General features: G+C 63.0%; 11 protein-coding genes. 2 read left to right on the forward strand and 9 right to left on the reverse strand.

Annotation, left to right across the window (positions count from 1 at the left end; translation table 11 throughout):
* Nucleotides 1-64 precede the first annotated feature (64 nt).
* Nucleotides 65-1,351, forward strand: coding sequence for an MFS transporter (locus UC34_RS23070; RefSeq protein WP_044457339.1), 1,287 nt, complete (start codon nt 65-67; stop codon nt 1,349-1,351).
* Between the two features lie 162 nt (nt 1,352-1,513).
* Here UC34_RS23070 and UC34_RS23075 read toward each other — a convergent pair whose 3' ends face one another.
* The 6 genes from UC34_RS23075 to hpaH are packed head-to-tail and all read right to left on the reverse strand — an operon-like array spanning nt 1,514 to nt 7,577.
* On the reverse strand, nt 1,514-2,503 hold the full coding sequence (locus UC34_RS23075) for a 2-dehydropantoate 2-reductase (RefSeq protein WP_044457340.1): 990 nt from the start codon (nt 2,501-2,503) through the stop codon (nt 1,514-1,516).
* Nucleotides 2,500-3,483, reverse strand: coding sequence for a fumarylacetoacetate hydrolase family protein (locus tag UC34_RS23080; RefSeq protein WP_044457341.1), 984 nt, complete (start codon nt 3,481-3,483; stop codon nt 2,500-2,502). The genes UC34_RS23075 and UC34_RS23080 overlap by 4 nt, the downstream gene beginning before the upstream one ends.
* 12 nt (nt 3,484-3,495) lie before the next feature.
* Nucleotides 3,496-4,359, reverse strand: a complete 864-nt coding sequence (locus UC34_RS23085; protein ID WP_044457342.1) for a DODA-type extradiol aromatic ring-opening family dioxygenase — start codon at nt 4,357-4,359, stop codon at nt 3,496-3,498.
* Between the two features lie 41 nt (nt 4,360-4,400).
* On the reverse strand, nt 4,401-5,876 hold the full coding sequence (locus UC34_RS23090; RefSeq protein ID WP_044457343.1) for an aldehyde dehydrogenase family protein: 1,476 nt from the start codon (nt 5,874-5,876) through the stop codon (nt 4,401-4,403).
* 37 nt (nt 5,877-5,913) lie between these two features.
* A complete protein-coding gene (gene hpaI / locus UC34_RS23095; protein WP_044457344.1) occupies nt 5,914-6,720 on the reverse strand; it encodes a 4-hydroxy-2-oxoheptanedioate aldolase in 807 nt (268 codons plus the stop codon).
* Nucleotides 6,721-6,767: 47 nt separating this feature from the next.
* Nucleotides 6,768-7,577 carry a 2-oxo-hept-4-ene-1,7-dioate hydratase gene (gene hpaH / locus UC34_RS23100; RefSeq protein ID WP_044457345.1) on the reverse strand — a complete coding sequence of 270 codons (810 nt, stop codon included), beginning with the start codon at nt 7,575-7,577 and terminating at the stop codon, nt 6,768-6,770.
* 667 nt (nt 7,578-8,244) lie between these two features.
* Here hpaH and UC34_RS23105 point away from each other — a divergent pair.
* Nucleotides 8,245-10,428 (forward strand): TonB-dependent receptor family protein, encoded by a 2,184-nt coding sequence (locus UC34_RS23105; protein WP_084070912.1) that lies wholly within the window; start codon nt 8,245-8,247, stop codon nt 10,426-10,428.
* Between the two features lie 82 nt (nt 10,429-10,510).
* Here the strand turns inward: UC34_RS23105 and UC34_RS25525 are convergent.
* The 3 genes from UC34_RS25525 to rpoC all read right to left on the reverse strand — a co-directional run bounded on the left by UC34_RS25525 (nt 10,511) and on the right by rpoC (nt 17,819).
* Nucleotides 10,511-11,871, reverse strand: a protein-coding gene (locus UC34_RS25525; protein ID WP_418303908.1) for an IS3 family transposase whose coding sequence is annotated in 2 segments (ribosomal slippage) — nt 10,511-11,397 and nt 11,397-11,871 — 1,362 coding nt in all. Because the reading frame shifts where the segments join, the coding sequence is not laid out codon by codon here.
* Between the two features lie 92 nt (nt 11,872-11,963).
* Nucleotides 11,964-13,388, reverse strand: coding sequence for a mannose-1-phosphate guanylyltransferase/mannose-6-phosphate isomerase (locus tag UC34_RS23120; RefSeq protein WP_044457346.1), 1,425 nt, complete (start codon nt 13,386-13,388; stop codon nt 11,964-11,966).
* Between the two features lie 219 nt (nt 13,389-13,607).
* Nucleotides 13,608-17,819 (reverse strand): DNA-directed RNA polymerase subunit beta', encoded by a 4,212-nt coding sequence (gene rpoC, locus UC34_RS23125; protein ID WP_044457347.1) that lies wholly within the window; start codon nt 17,817-17,819, stop codon nt 13,608-13,610.
* Nucleotides 17,820-17,822 lie beyond the last annotated feature (3 nt).

Consider the following 17,822-nt stretch of genomic DNA (forward strand, 5'->3'; position numbering starts at 1 on the left):
AAACCGGCGACCATGCCCGCCGCAAGGTGCATGCAACACCGATAAAACAACGACTGGAGACAACATGAACACTGCCTCGGCTGCCGGCGTTCGCATCGAACGGGACGCCCCCTCACACACCTGGCGCGCGGTGATATCGGCGTCGATCGGCAACGCGCTCGAATGGTTCGATCTGGTCGTGTACGGCTTTTTCGCCGTCACGATCGCGAAGCTGTTTTTCCCGGCGCACGACGACACGACCTCGCTGCTGCTGACGCTGGGCACCTTCGGCGTGTCGTTCTTCATGCGCCCCCTGGGCGCCATCGTGATTGGTGTCTACGCGGACCGACGCGGGCGTCGCGAAGCCCTGACACTGACCATTTTGCTGATGATGGCGGGCACCGCCATCATCGCGTTCATGCCGACGTATGAAACCATCGGCGTGCTCGCCCCCATGGGCATTGTGCTCGCGCGCATGATTCAGGGCTTCTCGGCGGGCGGGGAATTCGGCAGCGCCACAGCGTTTCTCGCCGAACATGCGCCGCAGCGGCGTGGTTTCTTCGCGAGCTTTCAGGTCGCCAGTCAGGGACTGACGACCTTGCTCGCCGCCGGTTTCGGCGCGGTCCTCACGAGCACGTTGTCCCCGGAGCAGATGCAGAGCTGGGGGTGGCGCGTGCCGTTCCTGTTCGGTCTGCTGATCGGCCCGGTGGCGTATTACATTCGTCGCCATGTGAGCGAGACGCCCGAGTTTCTGGAAGCCGAACCCACGCAAACGCCGCTGCGAGACACGCTGGAGCATCAGAAGATGCGTCTGCTGCTGGCGGTCGGCGCCGTCGTCGTTGCCACGGTGTCGACCTATCTGGTGCTGTACATGCCGACGTACGCGATCAAGCAATTGGGACTGCCCGCATCGGTCGCCTTTGCCGCCACCGTGGCGACCGGCATCGTGCAGATGTTCCTGTCGCCCATCGTGGGTGCGTGGTCGGATCGGGTGGGACGGGCGCGGCCGATGATGATTGCCGCCGCCTTGTTGCTCGTCTCGATCTGGCCGATGTTCTGGCTGCTGTCGACGTATCCGAGCTTCGGCATGATGCTTGCGCTGCAAACGTTGCTGGGCGTGCTGATGACGATCTACTTCGCCCCGCTGCCGGCGCTGGCATCCGAGATCTTTCCGGTGAAGACGCGCACGACGGGCCTGTCGCTCTCGTACAACCTGTCGGTCACGTGCTTCGGCGGCTTCGCCCCGTTCATCCTGACGTGGCTGATCAACGCGACGGGCAGCAAACTCGCGCCGAGCTTCTATATGATGGCGGCCGCCGCCGCAGGACTGATCGCGCTCAGCCAGATGTATCGGCGCACCGGCGTGCGCTGATCCGGCATCGAACGACGGTCGAACGTCCAACAAAAACGGGGCGCCGCGAGGGCGCCCCGTTTCATTTTTCCGCACGACCAGACTGCTGCGTACTGCGCGTATTGAGTATTGGCGTATTGGCGTATTGGCGTATTGCGGCGACCTACGATAACTCGCTACGGCTCACTGCAGATACAACCCGTGCACCCGCCCGAAGAGGCGGGTCAGTCCGAGCAGCGCATCGATGTTCGGTGTCGGCACGGCCACGCGCTGACCGATCTCGCGCACCACGCTCACCAGCGCGTCGAGTTCGATCGGGCGGTTGGCTTCCACGTCTTGCAACATCGACGTTTTGAACGCGCCCAGCTTCGCTGTTACCCGATGCCGGTCTTCCGGCGACTGGTCGATCACGCAACCGATCTTCGCACCGATCGTCGCCGCTTCGCGCATGGCCGCCGAGCAAAACTCGCGCACCAGCGGGTCGTCCAGCAAGCGGTCGATGGTCGCGCCCGTCATGGCGGATACCGGGTTCATCGTCAGGTTGCCCCAGAGCTTGTACCAGATATCCAGCCGGACATTCTCCGAGGCCTTCGCCTCGAACCCCGCGCGCTCGAGCAATCCCGCCAGACGTTGCACACGCTCGCTCGTGCCCCCTGACGGCTCACCGATGATGAGGCCCCGTCCCATCTTGTGATCCACCAGTCCCGGCTCGGGCGTGGAGGCGCTTGCGTGCACCACGCAACCGATCACGTTCGCCAGCGGGATCGCCGCACCGATGGCGCCCTGCGGATCGACGCTCGCGAGCGGCGCGTCGCCGAACGGCGCCACGCCCTTGCAGAACCACCAGGGCACGCCGTTCATCGCAGGCAAGACCAGCGTTTGCGGGCCGAGCAACGGCACGACCGCCGAGGCGACCTGCGACAGCGCGGGTCCCTTCACCGCGATCACGACCAGATCCTGCTGGCCAAGTTTGGCGGCGTCTTCCAACGGATGCGCGGCAGCCACTGGCGCCGTGGCCAGCGCCTCGCCCTGCTTGACCCGCCAGCCGCGCTCGCGCAGCGCCGCGAGCGTTGCCCCGCGCGCGAGCGCGCTGACCTGCGCCTCGCCCGCAGCAGCCAGCTTCTGCCCGATCAGGCCACCGATGGCGCCCGCACCAATGATCGTCACCTTCATGCGCTTTTTCCCTTGATCCGTTGCTCTGGTTGCTGTGCCGCGAGACGATAGTTTTCCCTGAACCGCTCCGGCACACGTTCATCGACACCCAGCGCCACACGGCGCACTTCAGGACTGTCGCCCGGCGAGTGCCCCACACCGAGCGCCGCCGCACGCGGCGCGTCGATCTGCACCACGCGCCCGGCAAGACGCCCCACCCCCGTAATCTCGCACTCGACCAGATCGCCCGCTTCCACCGAACGCGAATGGCAGGGCGTGCCCATCAATATCACGTCGCCCGGCAGCAGCGTGATATGGCGGGCAATATCCGCAATCACATAATGCGGGCCCCAAATCGTTTCGTCGCCGATATGGGCTTCCTGCACCACGCGCCCGTTGCGATAGGTCCGCAGCGTCTGCTCGAACAGGTTCACGCCGCGCACGATACCCGGTCCGATGGGCAGCAGCGTATCCGCCCCTTTGACCCGCAGCATCGATCCCTGATCCGTATCGCGAAAGTCCTGCAATCCCATATCCAGCGCCGCACAGAAACCTTCGATGTAATCCCACGCCTCGTCGGGCAGCACATTGCGACACGTTCTCCCGATCACCACCGCGTATTCGCTCTCGTAGTTCAGATACCGGCAATCCGCCGGCTTCAGAATCTGGCCGCCATGTCCGTTGAGCGACGTGGGCGGCTTGGTGAAATACGTCGGGGTATCGGTGGGCTTCGGCCGGTTACGCGTCTCCATGCTACGCGAGCGATAGGAGATGTGCACCGCAATGATTTTCGAGGGATTGACCGGCGGCAGATGCGTGAGCGTTTGCGAATCGTCCGGATCGACCAGACGTCCGTCGTCCAGGCGCAGCATGCCCCGATCGTCGCCGGACTCGACGAGGGTGCCCCAGAATGCGCTGCCGCCCAGCAACACGTGGCGACGCTCCACGCGCGGACCGCGCATTACGGCGGGCAATTCGCGCAAGGGAAATTCGAAATCCATGGTCTCGTCTCGTCAGATAGTATCGAACCAGATATGCACGTTGCCCGTGCCGCGCGCGTTCTCGTAATCGGACAGTACGGTGCCCGCGCTTCGGCACTGCGGGCCGCCCAGCGCACCGACCATCTGCAAGTAATGCGCGCCGTGCGCTTCCCATGGGCGTTTCCGGTAGTCCGTCTCCCAGTCCGCCAGAATCCGGTCGTGCCGTCCTTCGCGAAACGCGTCGATGGCGCGCTTGTCGCTCTCGAGGTTTTCCGGACGCGACACATTGCTCTCATGAAAAATGCGTGGGTGATTGGGCTTCCAGTCAATGCCGTTGAACTTGTGGCTCAGCGCGCCGGACGCCAGCATCACGACCCGCAGATCGCTGCGGCGAATCGCCTCGCCGATCACTTCGCCCGATTGCAGGAAGTGCTGCGTCTCGCAGTTCTGGCATGAGCTGACGGTGACGATGGGCCACGCCTCGAGCCGCATCTGCTTGATGACGTTGATCGTCGGGTAATGGCGCGGCAGATCGGGATGCTGCACCGCCCGCGCGCGTACGCCCCGCTCGCGCGCCACGGCCTCGACGCTCAGCGCCAGCTCGGGATGCCCCCGGTAGTCGTACGGCACGCCGTGCAGGTACCACGGCATCTCGTCCGAGACGTACATGCCCGAATACCGCGCGCCGCCGTCGATCAGGTGATAGCCCGTGGTGAACCAGTGCGAATCGAAAATCATCACGACATCCGGGCGCACCGCCGCGATGCGCTCACGCACGCGCGCGTAGCCCGGAATCAGATCCGAATCCGCCCCCGCCCCCTGCAATACGCGGAACTCCTCGCACTGCATCAGGCCGGGGTGATGCGACACCAATGCCGCGCCGACAATCTGTCCCATCGTGCTCTCCTCCTTTGCTTGTTTTATGGTGTTCAGCGCCCTTAGCGGTGGCTGAAGCTGGCCTTGAACGGCTGTTTCGGTACGACGATATCCTTCACGTCGCAAAAGAATTCGAAGCTCCAGTCGCCCCCTTCGCGGCCCACACCGGAGCGCTTGATGCCACCGAACGGCGCGGCGAGATCGCGGATGCCGAAACTGTTGATCCAGATAAAGCCCGTGCGCACGCGAGCGGCAATGGCAACGGCATGAGCCTCGTCGCCGTAGCAGACTCCGCCCAGTCCGTAGTCGGTGCCATTGGCCATGTCGACGACCTCGTCATCGCTCGCGAATGTCTGCAAGGTCAGCACCGGGCCGAAGACTTCCTGCTGCACGATCTCGTCGTGCTGGTGCAGGTTCGTGAGTAACGTGGGCGCAAAGTACTGCGCGCCGAACGCGTGACGCGTGCCGCCCCACAACACGCGCGCCCCGCCGGCCACGGCGCGCTCCACGAACCCCTGTACCCGTTCGAGCTGGCGCATGTGAATGATTGGGCCGACCTCCGTTGCCGCGTCGCGCGGATCGCCCACGACAAGGCGCGAGACAATGTCCCGCAGCTTCTGGGTGAATGTGGCGACGACGTCGGCGTGCACGAGCAAGCGCGTACCGGCAAGACATACCTGCCCCGCGTTGCGATACATCAGCGCGGCGGTGGCGGCAGCGGCGTCGAGATCGGCGTCCGCCAGCACGATGAAAGCCGACTTGCCACCGAGTTCCAGGCTGCACGGCACGAGGTTCGCCGCAGCGCTCGTTGCGATCCATTTGGCGGTGGCGACCGATCCGGTGAACGAGATGCGGGCGAGCCGGGCATCGCTCACCAGCGCCGCCCCGGTCTGTGCACCGGAGCCTTGCAACAGGTTGAAAACACCCGGCGGCAAACCCGCTTCGTGCGCGCAATCGGCCAGCAACGACGAGGTCAGCGGCGCCCACTCGGGCGCCTTGAGCACGACCGTGTTCCCGGCGGCGAGCGCGGGTCCGATCTTCCAGGTGGCCAGCATGAGCGGGGAGTTCCACGGCGTGATCACGGCAACCACGCCCGCCGGGTCGTGACGCACCAGATGTCGCGCCTGCGGCGTGTCGATCTCGCGGTCCTGCAACGTCAGCGCGTGCTCGGCAAACCAGGTGATGTTCTGCATGGCGCGCGGCACGACACCGTGCGCCATGCGCGAGCGCAGCACACCGGCGTCGGCGCTCTCCAACGAGGCGAAAGCGTCGGCGCGGCGCCCGATGGCCTCGGCGAATCGCCGAAGATATGGCTGGCGCTGTGCAGCGCTGAGCGCCGCCCACGCGGGAAACGCCGCGCAAGCCGACGTCACCGCCGCATCCACATGCGCCTGATTGCCGCTTGCGATGTCGCCAAGCGCGGTTTGATCGATAGGGGAAACGCACGCGAACGTCTCGTCCGACGCCACGCGACGGCCGTCGATGTAATGATCCGGCGACACCGGTACGCCGGCGATCGCTAAACGGGTAGCACTCATGCCATATCTCTTGAGGGAGGAATTCGGAGGCAGACGGTCAGCGCGGGCGGTCGCTGTCGTTGCTGCTGTCATCACTTGGAACGGCGAACTTGGCGGCCAGCGCACGGCTCGCCGTCGCCAGCAACGTCGTGTCGATGCCCACGGCGACGAACGTCACGCCGAGGTCGAGGTAGTGGCGCGCGAGCGTTTCGTCGACGCACAGAATGCCGGCCGCCTTGCCGGTGCTGCGGATCCGGGCAAGGCCGTCCTCGATGGCCTTGCGCACTTCCGGATGCGCGGCCTGACCGAGATAGCCCATCGACGCCGCGAGATCGGCGGGTCCGATGAAAACGCCGTGCACGCCGTCGACCGATGCAATCTCTTCGACCTGCGCCAGGGCGTCGGCTGTCTCGACCTGCACAAGCAGACAGGTGGCGTCGTTCGCGGCGTGCAGATAGTCTTCGTAGCGATTCCATCGCGAGGAGCGCGCCAGCCCGCTGCCCACGCCGCGCGTGCCCTGGGGCGGATAGCGCGTGGCGCTCGCGAGATCGCGCGCCATGGCGGCGGACGCGACCATCGGCACGAGCAACGTGGTCGCGCCGATTTCGAGCACCTGCTTGATGAGCGCTGCATCGCCATGCGGCAAACGCACGACCGGATGCGTGGGATACGGGGCTATCGCCTGCAGCGTTGCGAGCATGGTGCGCAGATCGTTGGGCGCGTGTTCGCCGTCGATCACGAGCCAGTCGAAGCCGCTGCCCGCGCACAACTCGGCGGCGTAAGGCGTGGCGAGCCCCATCCACATGCCGATCTGACGTTCGCCTCGAGCGAGCGCCTGTTTAAAGGAATTCGGGGGTGTTTTCATGACATCGCCTCCTGAGATTCTTGTCTTCGCACTTGCGGCCGGGGCGCTCAGACGAAGCGCACACCGATCGCCCCGAGCGGGCCGTAGTCCGCATGAAAGACATCGCCCGCGGCACATGCCACAGGGCGCGTGAACGAGCCGGCCAGCACGATCTCACCGGCCTGCAGCCCTTCATCGAACGCGCCAAGCTTGTTGGCGAGCCACGCAATGCCATTGCCCGGGTGATTGAGCACGGCCGCGCTCAGGCCGGACTCTTCGATGACGCCGTTGCGACAGAGCAGCGCACCGGCCCAGCGCAGGTCGATGGCGTCCGGCTTCACGGGACGCCCGCCGAGAATCACGGCCGCGTTCGCCGCGTTGTCGGCAATCGTGTCGAAGACCTTGCGCGGCGCTTTCGTGTCGCGATCGAACAGTTCGATGCGACCGTCGATGAGTTCGAGCGCGGGTGTCACCCAGGCGGTGGCGTCGAGCACGTCGAACAGCGTGACGCCGGGCCCCTTGAGCGGCTTCGCAAGGATGAACGCCAGTTCTACCTCCAGACGCGGCACGATAAATCGCGAGGCTTGCAGCGTGGCGCCGTCGGCGACGAGCATGTCGTCGAGCAGCGTGCCGTGATCGGGTTCGGTAATCTGTGCGGCCAGCTGCATCGCGCGCGATGTCAGCCCGATCTTGTGACCGATCACGCGACGGCCTTCGGCAAACTTCAGCGCGAGCCACGCCTGCGATATCGCGTAGCTGTCGGCAATCGTCATCTCGGGATAGCGGCGCGAGAACTGCATCACCGGCGTGCAGGTGCGTTCGGCCTCGTGTAATTCGCGGGCAAGGGCCTGATGGGTCGCGGCGTCGAGCGTCGGCATCGCGGGGTCTCCGTGGGGGTTCGTCGACGCGCACGCCTGCACGGCAAAGGCGGCGGGGCGTCGGTTCGTTCGGCGGGTTCGGTAAGCCCCTATTCTTGCGGCGCGCCGCGCCGCAAACAATCAATCGATTTTGGGCGATTGATAAGCAAAACTGGATAATCCGAACGACCCGATCATTCGGGCATTCGGGCATTCGGGCATTCGGGCATTCGGGCATGCGAGCGACGCGCCTGCGCCCCATGACACTGCATTGGCGCTCCACGGTGCCCGAAGTGCTCGCCAATTTGCCGGATGTCGCACGTTCGCCACACCTTCAACTGACCGTTGAGCCGGATGCGCGCCTGCGAGGCGGCAGCGCAGCATCACGCCCTATCGCGACTTCTTCGGGCTTCTCCATCCCATAGCGCGACTTTTGTCTGCAAAGTCCTCATTCCCGCGATCGCGCGCCGCCCGGTTTTGCCCTCGCCGCGTCGGGGCGACGCAACACGCACCGGAATTCAGCGACACCCATCAAAAATGAGAGTGATTTGCATTTATAATTCGCGACGCTTTATTACAACGCATTACCGATAACGATCCGCTTCGCCGTCGCCGCGCCCGCACCGTGTCGCACGGCCTTGCACGCCACACTCGCCACACACTCTCGCAGTTACGAAGGTCAGCCAAGATGAAGATGTCCGTCAGTCGCCGCGCACGCGCCGCCCACGCCGCTCGCGTGCAAGGTCCCCGCCGCCTCACTCTCCAAACCCGTCTGCCCCACGCCGCCGCTCGCGCAACCGCATGCGCTGCGGCGCTGTTCGTGGCGACGCTCGGTGCGGCGCACGCGCAGCAAGCCACGGCGGCCGCCGAAGCCAGGGCCGACGTCGAACTGGGCACGGTCAACGTGTCCGGCGACTGGCTCGGCACGGGGCTGGACACCAGCGCGAAGACATTTCCGGGCGCTCGCACGGTCGTCAAGAAGGAGCAGATCGAGGCGTCCGGCGCGGCGAGCATTGGCGATGTCATGCGCCGTATTCCCGGCGTGCAGGCCACCGACAACTCCAGTAGCGCCGGTAGCGCCATCTCGCTGAACATTGGCGTTCGGGGTCTCGCGGGCCGTTTCAGCCCGCGCTCAACGGTGCTGCTCGACGGCATCCCGCTGGCCGTGGCGCCCTACGGTCAGCCGCAACTGTCGTTCGCGCCGGTGAGCCTGTTCAACATCGAGAGCATCGACGTGGTTCGCAGCGGTGGCGCGGTGCGCTATGGTCCGCAGAACGTCGGCGGCGTGATCAACTTCAAGACCCGCTCGATTCCGAACACGCCGGGCTTGAGCGCGGACGCGACCGTTCGCGAGAACATGTACACGACCGGCGGCGGCGCCAACACGCAGTACGGCCTGTTCCTCGGCACGCAGATGGATAACGGTCTCGGTCTCGCCCTGCTGTATTCCGGCATGGTCGGGCGCGACTGGCGCACGGGCAGTAACGAGAACGTGAACGACGTGGCATTGAAGTGGCGCTACGACATCACGCCGAGTCAGCAGGTGTACGGCAAGCTCTCGTACTACGACGCCAAGTCGATGACACCGGGCGGTCTGAGCGCCGCCCAGTACAACGCCGATCCGTTTCAGAACACGCGTCCGAACGACTATTGGAGCGGTAACCGCACCGGGCTCGACTTCGGCTACCTGAATACGATCTCAGATACGCAGGAATTCGAGATCCGTACGTTCTACAACGAAAGCTATCGTCAAAGCTCGCTCACGAACCTGTCGGTGCTGCCGCTCGTGAGCGTTCACCAGCCGCGCAACTATGAAACGTTCGGCATCGAACCGCGTTACACGCAGCGCCTGTTCTTCGGCCCCACGGCCCACGACGTGACGGTGGGTTACCGCTACGTTCATGAACGCGGCGACGACAACAACTTCAACGTCAATGTCGCCAACGGCAAGACGTCGGCAACCACCACGTTCTACAACTACACGAGCGCCAACGCGTTCTACATCGACGACCGCATGGCATGGGGCAACTGGCGTTTCACCCCCGGCGTGCGTTATGAATTCATCTCGTCTCAGCGTGTCGACAAAGCGTCCGGCAGCACCTTCCGCACGGATAACAACAAGCCGCTGCCCTCGGTGAACCTGTCGTATCTGGTCAACAGTGCGTGGACGATCTTCGCGGACTACAGCACGTCGTTCGGGCCGGTGCAGAACACGCAGCTGAACTCGATGTCCGCCACGAATCCGCTGCAACCGGAAGTCGCCCGTACCTTCGAAATCGGCACCCGCTGGACGGACGCGCGCTGGAAGGCCGAACTTACCGCCTTCAAGATGAAGTTCGACAACCAGATTCTGCAGGTGCCGAACGTCAGCCCGGCGACCTTCCAGAACATTGGCGCAACGAACCACGACGGCATCGAAACGGCCCTCGATTACACCTTCGACCGCGACAGCGTGTTGCGCGGCCTGAACCTGTACGCAAACTTCACGTACGTGCGCGCCATCCAGAAGTCTGGCACGACGGCGGGTCTGGACGTGCCGTTCTATTCGCGCTTTACCGACACGCTCGGCGCACGCTACGAGATCGGTCAGTGGACGTTCAACGTCTCGACGACACACCAGAGCTCGCAGTATGCCGACCTCGCCAACACCGAAGCGCAGTCGGCGGACGGCACGAACGGCAAGGTGCCGGGCTATCGCGTGTGGAATCTGCAGGCCATGTACAAGTTGCCGTTCTACAAGAACGCCGATATCACCGTGGGTCTGAACAACGTGTTCGACAAGCGCTTCTACACGCGCAACACGGACCAGAATGGCGGCATCATGGTCGGCGCACCGCGTATGGTCTACGTACAAGGCCACTTCGGGTTCTGATCGGGACCGATCCGGCTCGATCGCCCGCCCATAAAAAAACGGCTTACGTGATGAACTGACCCCGTAAAGTTGGACGGGAAAGTTATGTGGTTAAGGGCTGGGTTCTGTACTGCACAGGACTCAGCCCTTTTAGCTTGAGCTTGATGCGATCGTGGTTGTAATAACGGATGTACTCGGCAATCGCTCGGCGTAGTTGATCAACGCTGTCAAAGTGCGCCAGGCGAAAGCACTCGGATTTGAGCGTGCCGAAAAAGCTCTCCATGGCGGCATTATCCAGACAATTGCCTTTGCGAGACATGCTCTGTGAGATGCCCCGTGCGGCAAGCCGTTCGCGATATGCCCGCATTTGATAAGCCCAGCCCTGGTCGGAATGAAGCATTGGCGCTTGGCCCTCGGCCAAACGCACAAAGGCCTTGTCCAGCATGCCTTGGATGAGTGCAAAATCAGGCCGCTCACTGGTCTGCCAAGCCACGATCTCGCCGTTGTAGAGATCTAAAACCGGGGACAAATATAGCTTCTTACCGTCAACGTTGAATTCCGTGACATCCGTCACCCATTTCTCGTTGGGTCGTTTGGCCTCGAACTGACGAGCCAGTAGATTCGGCGCGATACGCCCGATCTCTCCCCGATAGGAGCGGTACTTCTTAGGGCGCACAAGCGACTTGAGCCGCAGTAGTGCCATCAAGCGTTGCACCGTCTTGTGATTCACGGGAGTACCGTTCTGGCGCAGCGCGGCCGTCACGCGGCGGTAGCCGTAGCGACCCTTGTGGTACGCAAAGACCTGCGCGATCTTCGCCTTGAGCTCGCTATGACGATCTCCGGCCTTAGCCACCGTCATCTGGTAATAGAACGTGCTACGCGCTAAGCCAGCAATCTTTAACAGTGCCCCGAGCGGGTGACGCTCACGCAATGTGCTCACCGCTTGCGCTTTTTCTTTGGCGCTGTCTGCTCCTTGGCCCGGAGCAGTTCGTCCAACTTTTTTAGGTACGCCACCTCCGCGCGCAGGTATTCGATTTCTTTGAGCAGGTCTTCACGCGCACGCTCGTCGCCGGGCGTCGTCGGCTGGGGTGGCTGTTTGGGTTGGGACATCTTGGGTGGCCGGCCTTTACGGCGAGGCTTGAGAGCTTCGAAACCACCCTCATGATACTGGCGCTCCCAACGGCTGACACTATTGCCTTCGCGTAAATCGAACACCGCGCATGTGCGCTGGTACGACAGCTCGTGATGCCACATGTGCTGGAGCACCGACATCTTGAACTCGGCACTATAGGTTTCGTGCTTCTTGCGAAGCCCTGCGTCGCCATGCTCACGATAAGCATTCACCCAACGCCGTAGCACCGTACAACCAACACCGTACTTCTGGCTTACATGCCGGCTGCCACGCCCACCGTCTAGATATTCGCGAACTGCACGGCGCTTGAACGCCTCGTCGTACTTCGTCATGCAAAAACCCCCAAGGGTTGGATTTATGTCCAACTCTTGGGGGTCAGTTCATGACGTGAGCCGTTTTTTTCTTTGCCGTCGACGAAGCGCACCTACTTCGTGCGGCCGTAGTCGTCCTGGAAACGCACGATGTCGTCTTCGCCCAGATAGGCGCCCGACTGGACTTCGATGAGCTCCAGCGGCACTTTGCCCGGGTTCTCGAGACGATGCGTGGTGCCCACCGGGATATACGTCGATTGATTCTCCGTGAGCAGTACCGTGTGCTCGCCATTCACCACGCGTGCGGTGCCCTTGACCACCACCCAATGCTCGGAGCGATGGAAGTGCATTTGCAAGCTCAGCGACGCGCCCGGCTTCACGACGATCTTCTTCACCTGGAACCGGTCGCCCACGCAAATGCCTTCATAGTCGCCCCAGGGACGGAAAACACGCTGGTGGAACACCGACTCCGAACGGCCGTCGGCGACGAGCTTCTCGACCATGCGTTTCACATCCTGCACATGGTCCTTCGAGGTGACCATGACGACGTCCGGCGTCTCGACAATGACGAGATTGTCCACACCGATGGCAGCCACCATCCGGCTTTCGCTGCGCACGTAGCTGTTCTTGACGCCGTGCACGACAACGTCGCCGATGAGACTGTTGCCGTCTTCGTCCCGTTCGGCAATCTCCGCGACCGCCGACCATGAACCGATATCGTTCCATCCGAGACCTTCGGCATCCACCACGGCAGCGCGGCGCGCCTTTTCCATGACGGCGTAGTCGATGGAGTCCGACGGACAGGCTTCCAGACTTGCCTTGTCGAGACGGAAGAAATCAATGTCCACTGCGCCGAGTTCGACAGCAGCTTTGGCCTGTCGAAGCATCTCCGGCGCGAGGCGTTCGAGCTCGTCCAGATAGGAGGACGCCTTGAACATGAACATGCCGCTGTTCCAGTAGCAGTCGCCCGCGGCGATCAACTCGGCCGCTTTGGCGGCGTCCGGTTTCTCGACGAACTGGTCGATGTTGAAACCGCTCGCGCACACCTGCGTGGCGCTGCCACGACGGATATACCCATAGCCGGTATGCGGCGATGTCGGGGGAATGCCAAAGGTGACGAGATAGCCGTCGTCGGCGAGTGTGCGGGCCGCGCGCACCGCTTCGAGGAATTTGGCCTCGTGTGCGATGGCGTGATCCGACGGCAGCACGAGCAGCGTGGCGTCGGCGTCCTGACGCTGGGCGATCAGCGCCGCCACGGCGACGGCCGGCGCCGTATTGCGCGCGACGGGTTCGAGCACGATAGCGCTCGGCGCCGTATCGATGGCGCGCAACTGCTCGGCCACGAGAAAGCGTTGTTCGTTGTGGGAGATGATCAGCGGCGCCACGGCGCCGTCGAGCGCGCGCACGCGCCTGACCGTCTGCTGGAGCAATGTGTCGGAGCCGGCCAACGCGAGATATTGCTTGGGATAGCTGGCCCGCGACAGGGGCCATAAACGGGTACCACTACCGCCGCACAGAATTACAGGAGTTATCGCCATATTCCGGTTCGTAGGAGGCTACGCCACATCGCTGGGAGGGAGCGAAAATTATATCGTTGTTTCAAGTACTTAAAACGACATTGCGATGACGCCCGCCGCTGATTTGCCGTCGCGCAAAAGAAAAACGGCACCCCGCAAAGGGTGCCGTTTCCTTGTCGCTTCACATCAGGTGGGAAGTCCCGGCGCTCGCCGGCGCTCCCCGCCCTGATGTCATACCGCTTACTCTGCGGTCGGTTCTTCCACCGACGTGGGCATCGGGGCAAACGCCTCTTCCAGAGCGATCTGGTCGTGACGCTCGCGATCCGACGTTTCGCGGGCCTTGCGGGCCTTGTGATACGCCAGACCCGTACCTGCCGGGATCAGACGGCCGACGATGACGTTTTCCTTCAGGCCACGCAGGTCGTCCTTCTTGCCCATGATGGCGGCTTCGGTCAGCACGCGCGTCGTTTCCTGGAACGATGCAGCCGAGATGAACGAGTCCGTCGACAGCGATGCCTTGGTAATACCCAGCAGCACGTTCTCGTACTGCGCCGGGCGCTTGTCCGCGGCAATCATGGCGTCGTTCTCGTAGAGCATGTCCGAACGCTCGACCTGCTCGCCGATGATGAAGCGCGTATCGCCGTTGTCGGTGATCTGCACACGACGCAGCATCTGGCGAACGATCACCTCGATGTGCTTGTCGTTGATCTTCACACCCTGCAAACGGTACACGTCCTGCACTTCATCGACGATGTAGCGCGACAGCGCTTCGATACCCTGCAAACGCAGGATGTCGTGCGGGTCGGCCGGGCCGTCCACGATCATTTCGCCCTTGTTCACCACCTGACCGTCGTGCACCAGCACCTGCTTTTCCTTCGGAATCAGGAATTCGTGCTGGTTGCCGTCCAGATCGGTAATGACCAGACGCTGCTTGCCCTTGGTGTCCTTACCGAACGACGTGGTGCCCGTGACTTCGGCCAGAATACCGGCGTCCTTCGGTGCACGCGCTTCGAACAGCTCGGCCACACGCGGCAGACCCCCGGTAATGTCGCGGGTCTTCTGCGCTTCGGTCGGGATACGTGCAAGCACTTCGCCCACCGGCACGTGCTGACCGTCCTTGATGGTGATCAGTGCGCCCACCTGGAAGCCGATCGTCACAGGATGATCGGTGCCCGGGATCTTCACTTCCACGCCATTCTCGTCGAGCAGCTTGACCTGCGGACGCACGTTCTTCGACGCCGGACCACGACGCTTCGGATCGATCACGACCAGCGTGGACAGACCCGTCACATCGTCGATCTGCTTGGCGACCGTGACACCTTCCTCGACGTTCTCGAACTTGGCGAAGCCGCCGTGTTCGGTAATGATCGGGCGCGTCAGCGGATCCCACGTGGCCAGTTGGGCGCCGGCCTTGACCTGTGCGCCATCCAGTTGCAGCAACGTGGCGCCGTACGGCACCTTGTGACGCTCGCGCTCGCGACCGTGATCGTCCGTGATCAGGACTTCGCCCGAACGCGAGATCGCGATCTGCTCACCCTTGCCGTTCGTCACGTAACGCATGGTTGCCGTGAAGCGAACCGTACCGTTCGACTTGGCTTCGATCGACGAGGCCACTGCCGCACGCGACGCCGCACCACCGATGTGGAACGTACGCATCGTGAGCTGCGTGCCCGGTTCACCGATCGACTGCGCGGCGATCACACCCACCGCTTCGCCGACGTTCACGCGCGTACCACGGCCCAGATCGCGGCCATAGCATGCGGCACACAGACCGAAACGCGTATCGCAGGTCAGCGGCGTGCGCACACGCACTTCGTCGATACCCAGCGTCTCGATCATTTCGACGACGTCTTCGTCGAGCAGCGTGCCCGCCTCGTACACCGTTTCCTGCGTTTCCGGATTCACGACATCGGCCACAGCCACACGACCCAGGATACGGTCACGCAGGGCTTCGACCACTTCACCGCCCTCGACCAGCGCCTTCATCGCCACGCCGTTGCTCGTGCCGCAATCGTCTTCGACCACGACCAGATCCTGCGTCACGTCGACCAGACGACGCGTCAGGTAACCCGAGTTTGCCGTCTTCAATGCCGTATCGGCCAGACCCTTACGTGCACCGTGGGTCGAGATGAAGTACTGCAACACGTTCAGGCCTTCGCGGAAGTTCGCGGTAATCGGCGTCTCGATAATCGAGCCGTCCGGCTTGGCCATCAGGCCACGCATACCGGCGAGCTGGCGAATCTGGGCGCTCGAACCGCGAGCACCGGAGTCGGCCATCATGTAAATCGAGTTGAACGACTCCTGCTCCACGACGTTGCCATCGCGGTCGGTCGTCTTCTCCTTCGAGAGCTGCTCCATCATCGCCTTACCCACGGCGTCACCGGTAGCACCCCAAATGTCCACGACGTTGTTGTAACGCTCTTGCGCCGTGACCAGACCCGACATGTACTGACGGTCGTATTCCTTGACCTTCTTCGATGCTTCGCCGATCAGCTCTTCCTTCTTCGTCGGCACGAGCATGTCGTCGACGCAGATCGAGATACCGGCACGCGTTGCCAGGCGGAAGCCCGACTGCATCAGCTTGTCGACGAAAATCACCGTCTCGCGCAGACCGCAACGACGGAACGCCGTGTTGATCAGCTTCGAGATTTCCTTCTTCTTGAGCGACTTGTTCAGCACCGAGAACGGCAGGCCCGGGGGCAGAATTTCCGACAGGATCGCGCGGCCGACGGTCGTCGGGTACAGCGTGATCTTCGGCGTCTTCTCGCCGGTTTCCGGATCGACCGTGTACTCCGTGATACGCACGTTCACGCGCGAAGCCAGTTCGACTTCCTTGTTGTCGTACGCACGCAGCACTTCCGAGACATCGATGAACGACAGGCCTTCGCCCTTGCCGTTGATCTTGTCGCGGGTCGCATAGTACAGACCCAGCACGATATCCTGCGACGGCACGATCGACGGATCGCCGTTGGCCGGGAACAACACGTTGTTCGAGGCCAGCATCAGGGTACGCGCTTCCATCTGCGCTTCGAGCGACAGCGGCACGTGAACGGCCATCTGGTCACCGTCGAAGTCGGCGTTGAACGCCGCGCAAACCAGCGGGTGAAGCTGAATTGCCTTGCCTTCGATCAGCACCGGCTCGAACGCCTGAATACCCAGGCGGTGCAGCGTCGGTGCGCGGTTGAGCATGATCGGGTGTTCGCGGATCACATCTTCGAGGATGTCCCACACCACCGGCGTCTGGTTCTCGACTTCCTTCTTCGCAGCCTTGATCGTCGTGGCCACGCCCATCACTTCCAGCTTGTGGAAGATGAACGGCTTGAAGAGTTCGAGCGCCATCAGCTTCGGCAGACCGCACTGATGCAGCTTGAGCGTCGGGCCCACGGTAATCACCGAACGGCCCGAGTAGTCGACGCGCTTGCCCAGCAGGTTCTGACGGAAACGACCGCTCTTGCCCTTGATCATGTCGGCCAGCGACTTGAGCGGACGCTTGTTCGCACCGGTCATCGCCTTGCCGCGGCGACCGTTGTCGAGCAGCGAGTCCACGGACTCCTGCAGCATGCGCTTTTCGTTGCGCACGATGATGTCCGGGGCCTTGAGCTCGAGCAGACGCTTCAGACGGTTGTTACGGTTGATGACGCGGCGATACAGATCGTTCAGGTCCGAGGTCGCGAAGCGGCCACCGTCGAGCGGCACCAGCGGGCGCAGCTCGGGCGGGAGCACCGGCAGCACTTCGAGCACCATCCACTCGGGCTTGATGCCCGAGCGCTGGAATGCCTCGAGCACCTTCAGGCGCTTGGCGTACTTCTTGATCTTGGCTTCCGAGCCCGTGGCCTGCAGCTCGGCGCGCAGATGCTCGACCTGCTGGTCGATGTCGATCGAGCGCAGCAGCTCGCGCACGCCTTCCGCGCCCATCTCGGCACGGAATTCGTCGCCGTATTCCTCGACCTTGTTGTAGTAATCCTCCTCGGTCATGATCTGGCAACGCTTGAGCGGCGTCATGCCCGGTTCGAGGACCACGTAAGCTTCGAAGTACAGCACGCGTTCGATGTCGCGCAGCGTCATGTCGAGCACCATGCCCAGACGCGACGGGAGCGACTTCAGGAACCAGATGTGCGCAACCGGCGAGGCCAGTTCGATGTGGCCCATGCGCTCACGGCGCACCTTGGCCAGCGTCACTTCCACGCCGCACTTCTCGCAGATCACGCCACGGTGCTTCAGGCGCTTGTACTTGCCGCAAAGGCATTCGTAGTCCTTGATCGGACCGAAGATCTTTGCGCAGAACAAACCGTCGCGCTCGGGCTTGAAGGTCCGGTAGTTGATCGTCTCCGGCTTCTTCACTTCACCGAACGACCACGAGCGGATCTTGTCCGGCGAAGCCAGACCGATCTTGATCGCGTCGAACTGTTCGTCCTGCTGGACTTGCTTGAATAGATCGAGCAAAGCTTTCATTGC

Source organism: Pandoraea vervacti (assembly GCF_000934605.2).
Classification (GTDB): domain Bacteria; phylum Pseudomonadota; class Gammaproteobacteria; order Burkholderiales; family Burkholderiaceae; genus Pandoraea; species Pandoraea vervacti.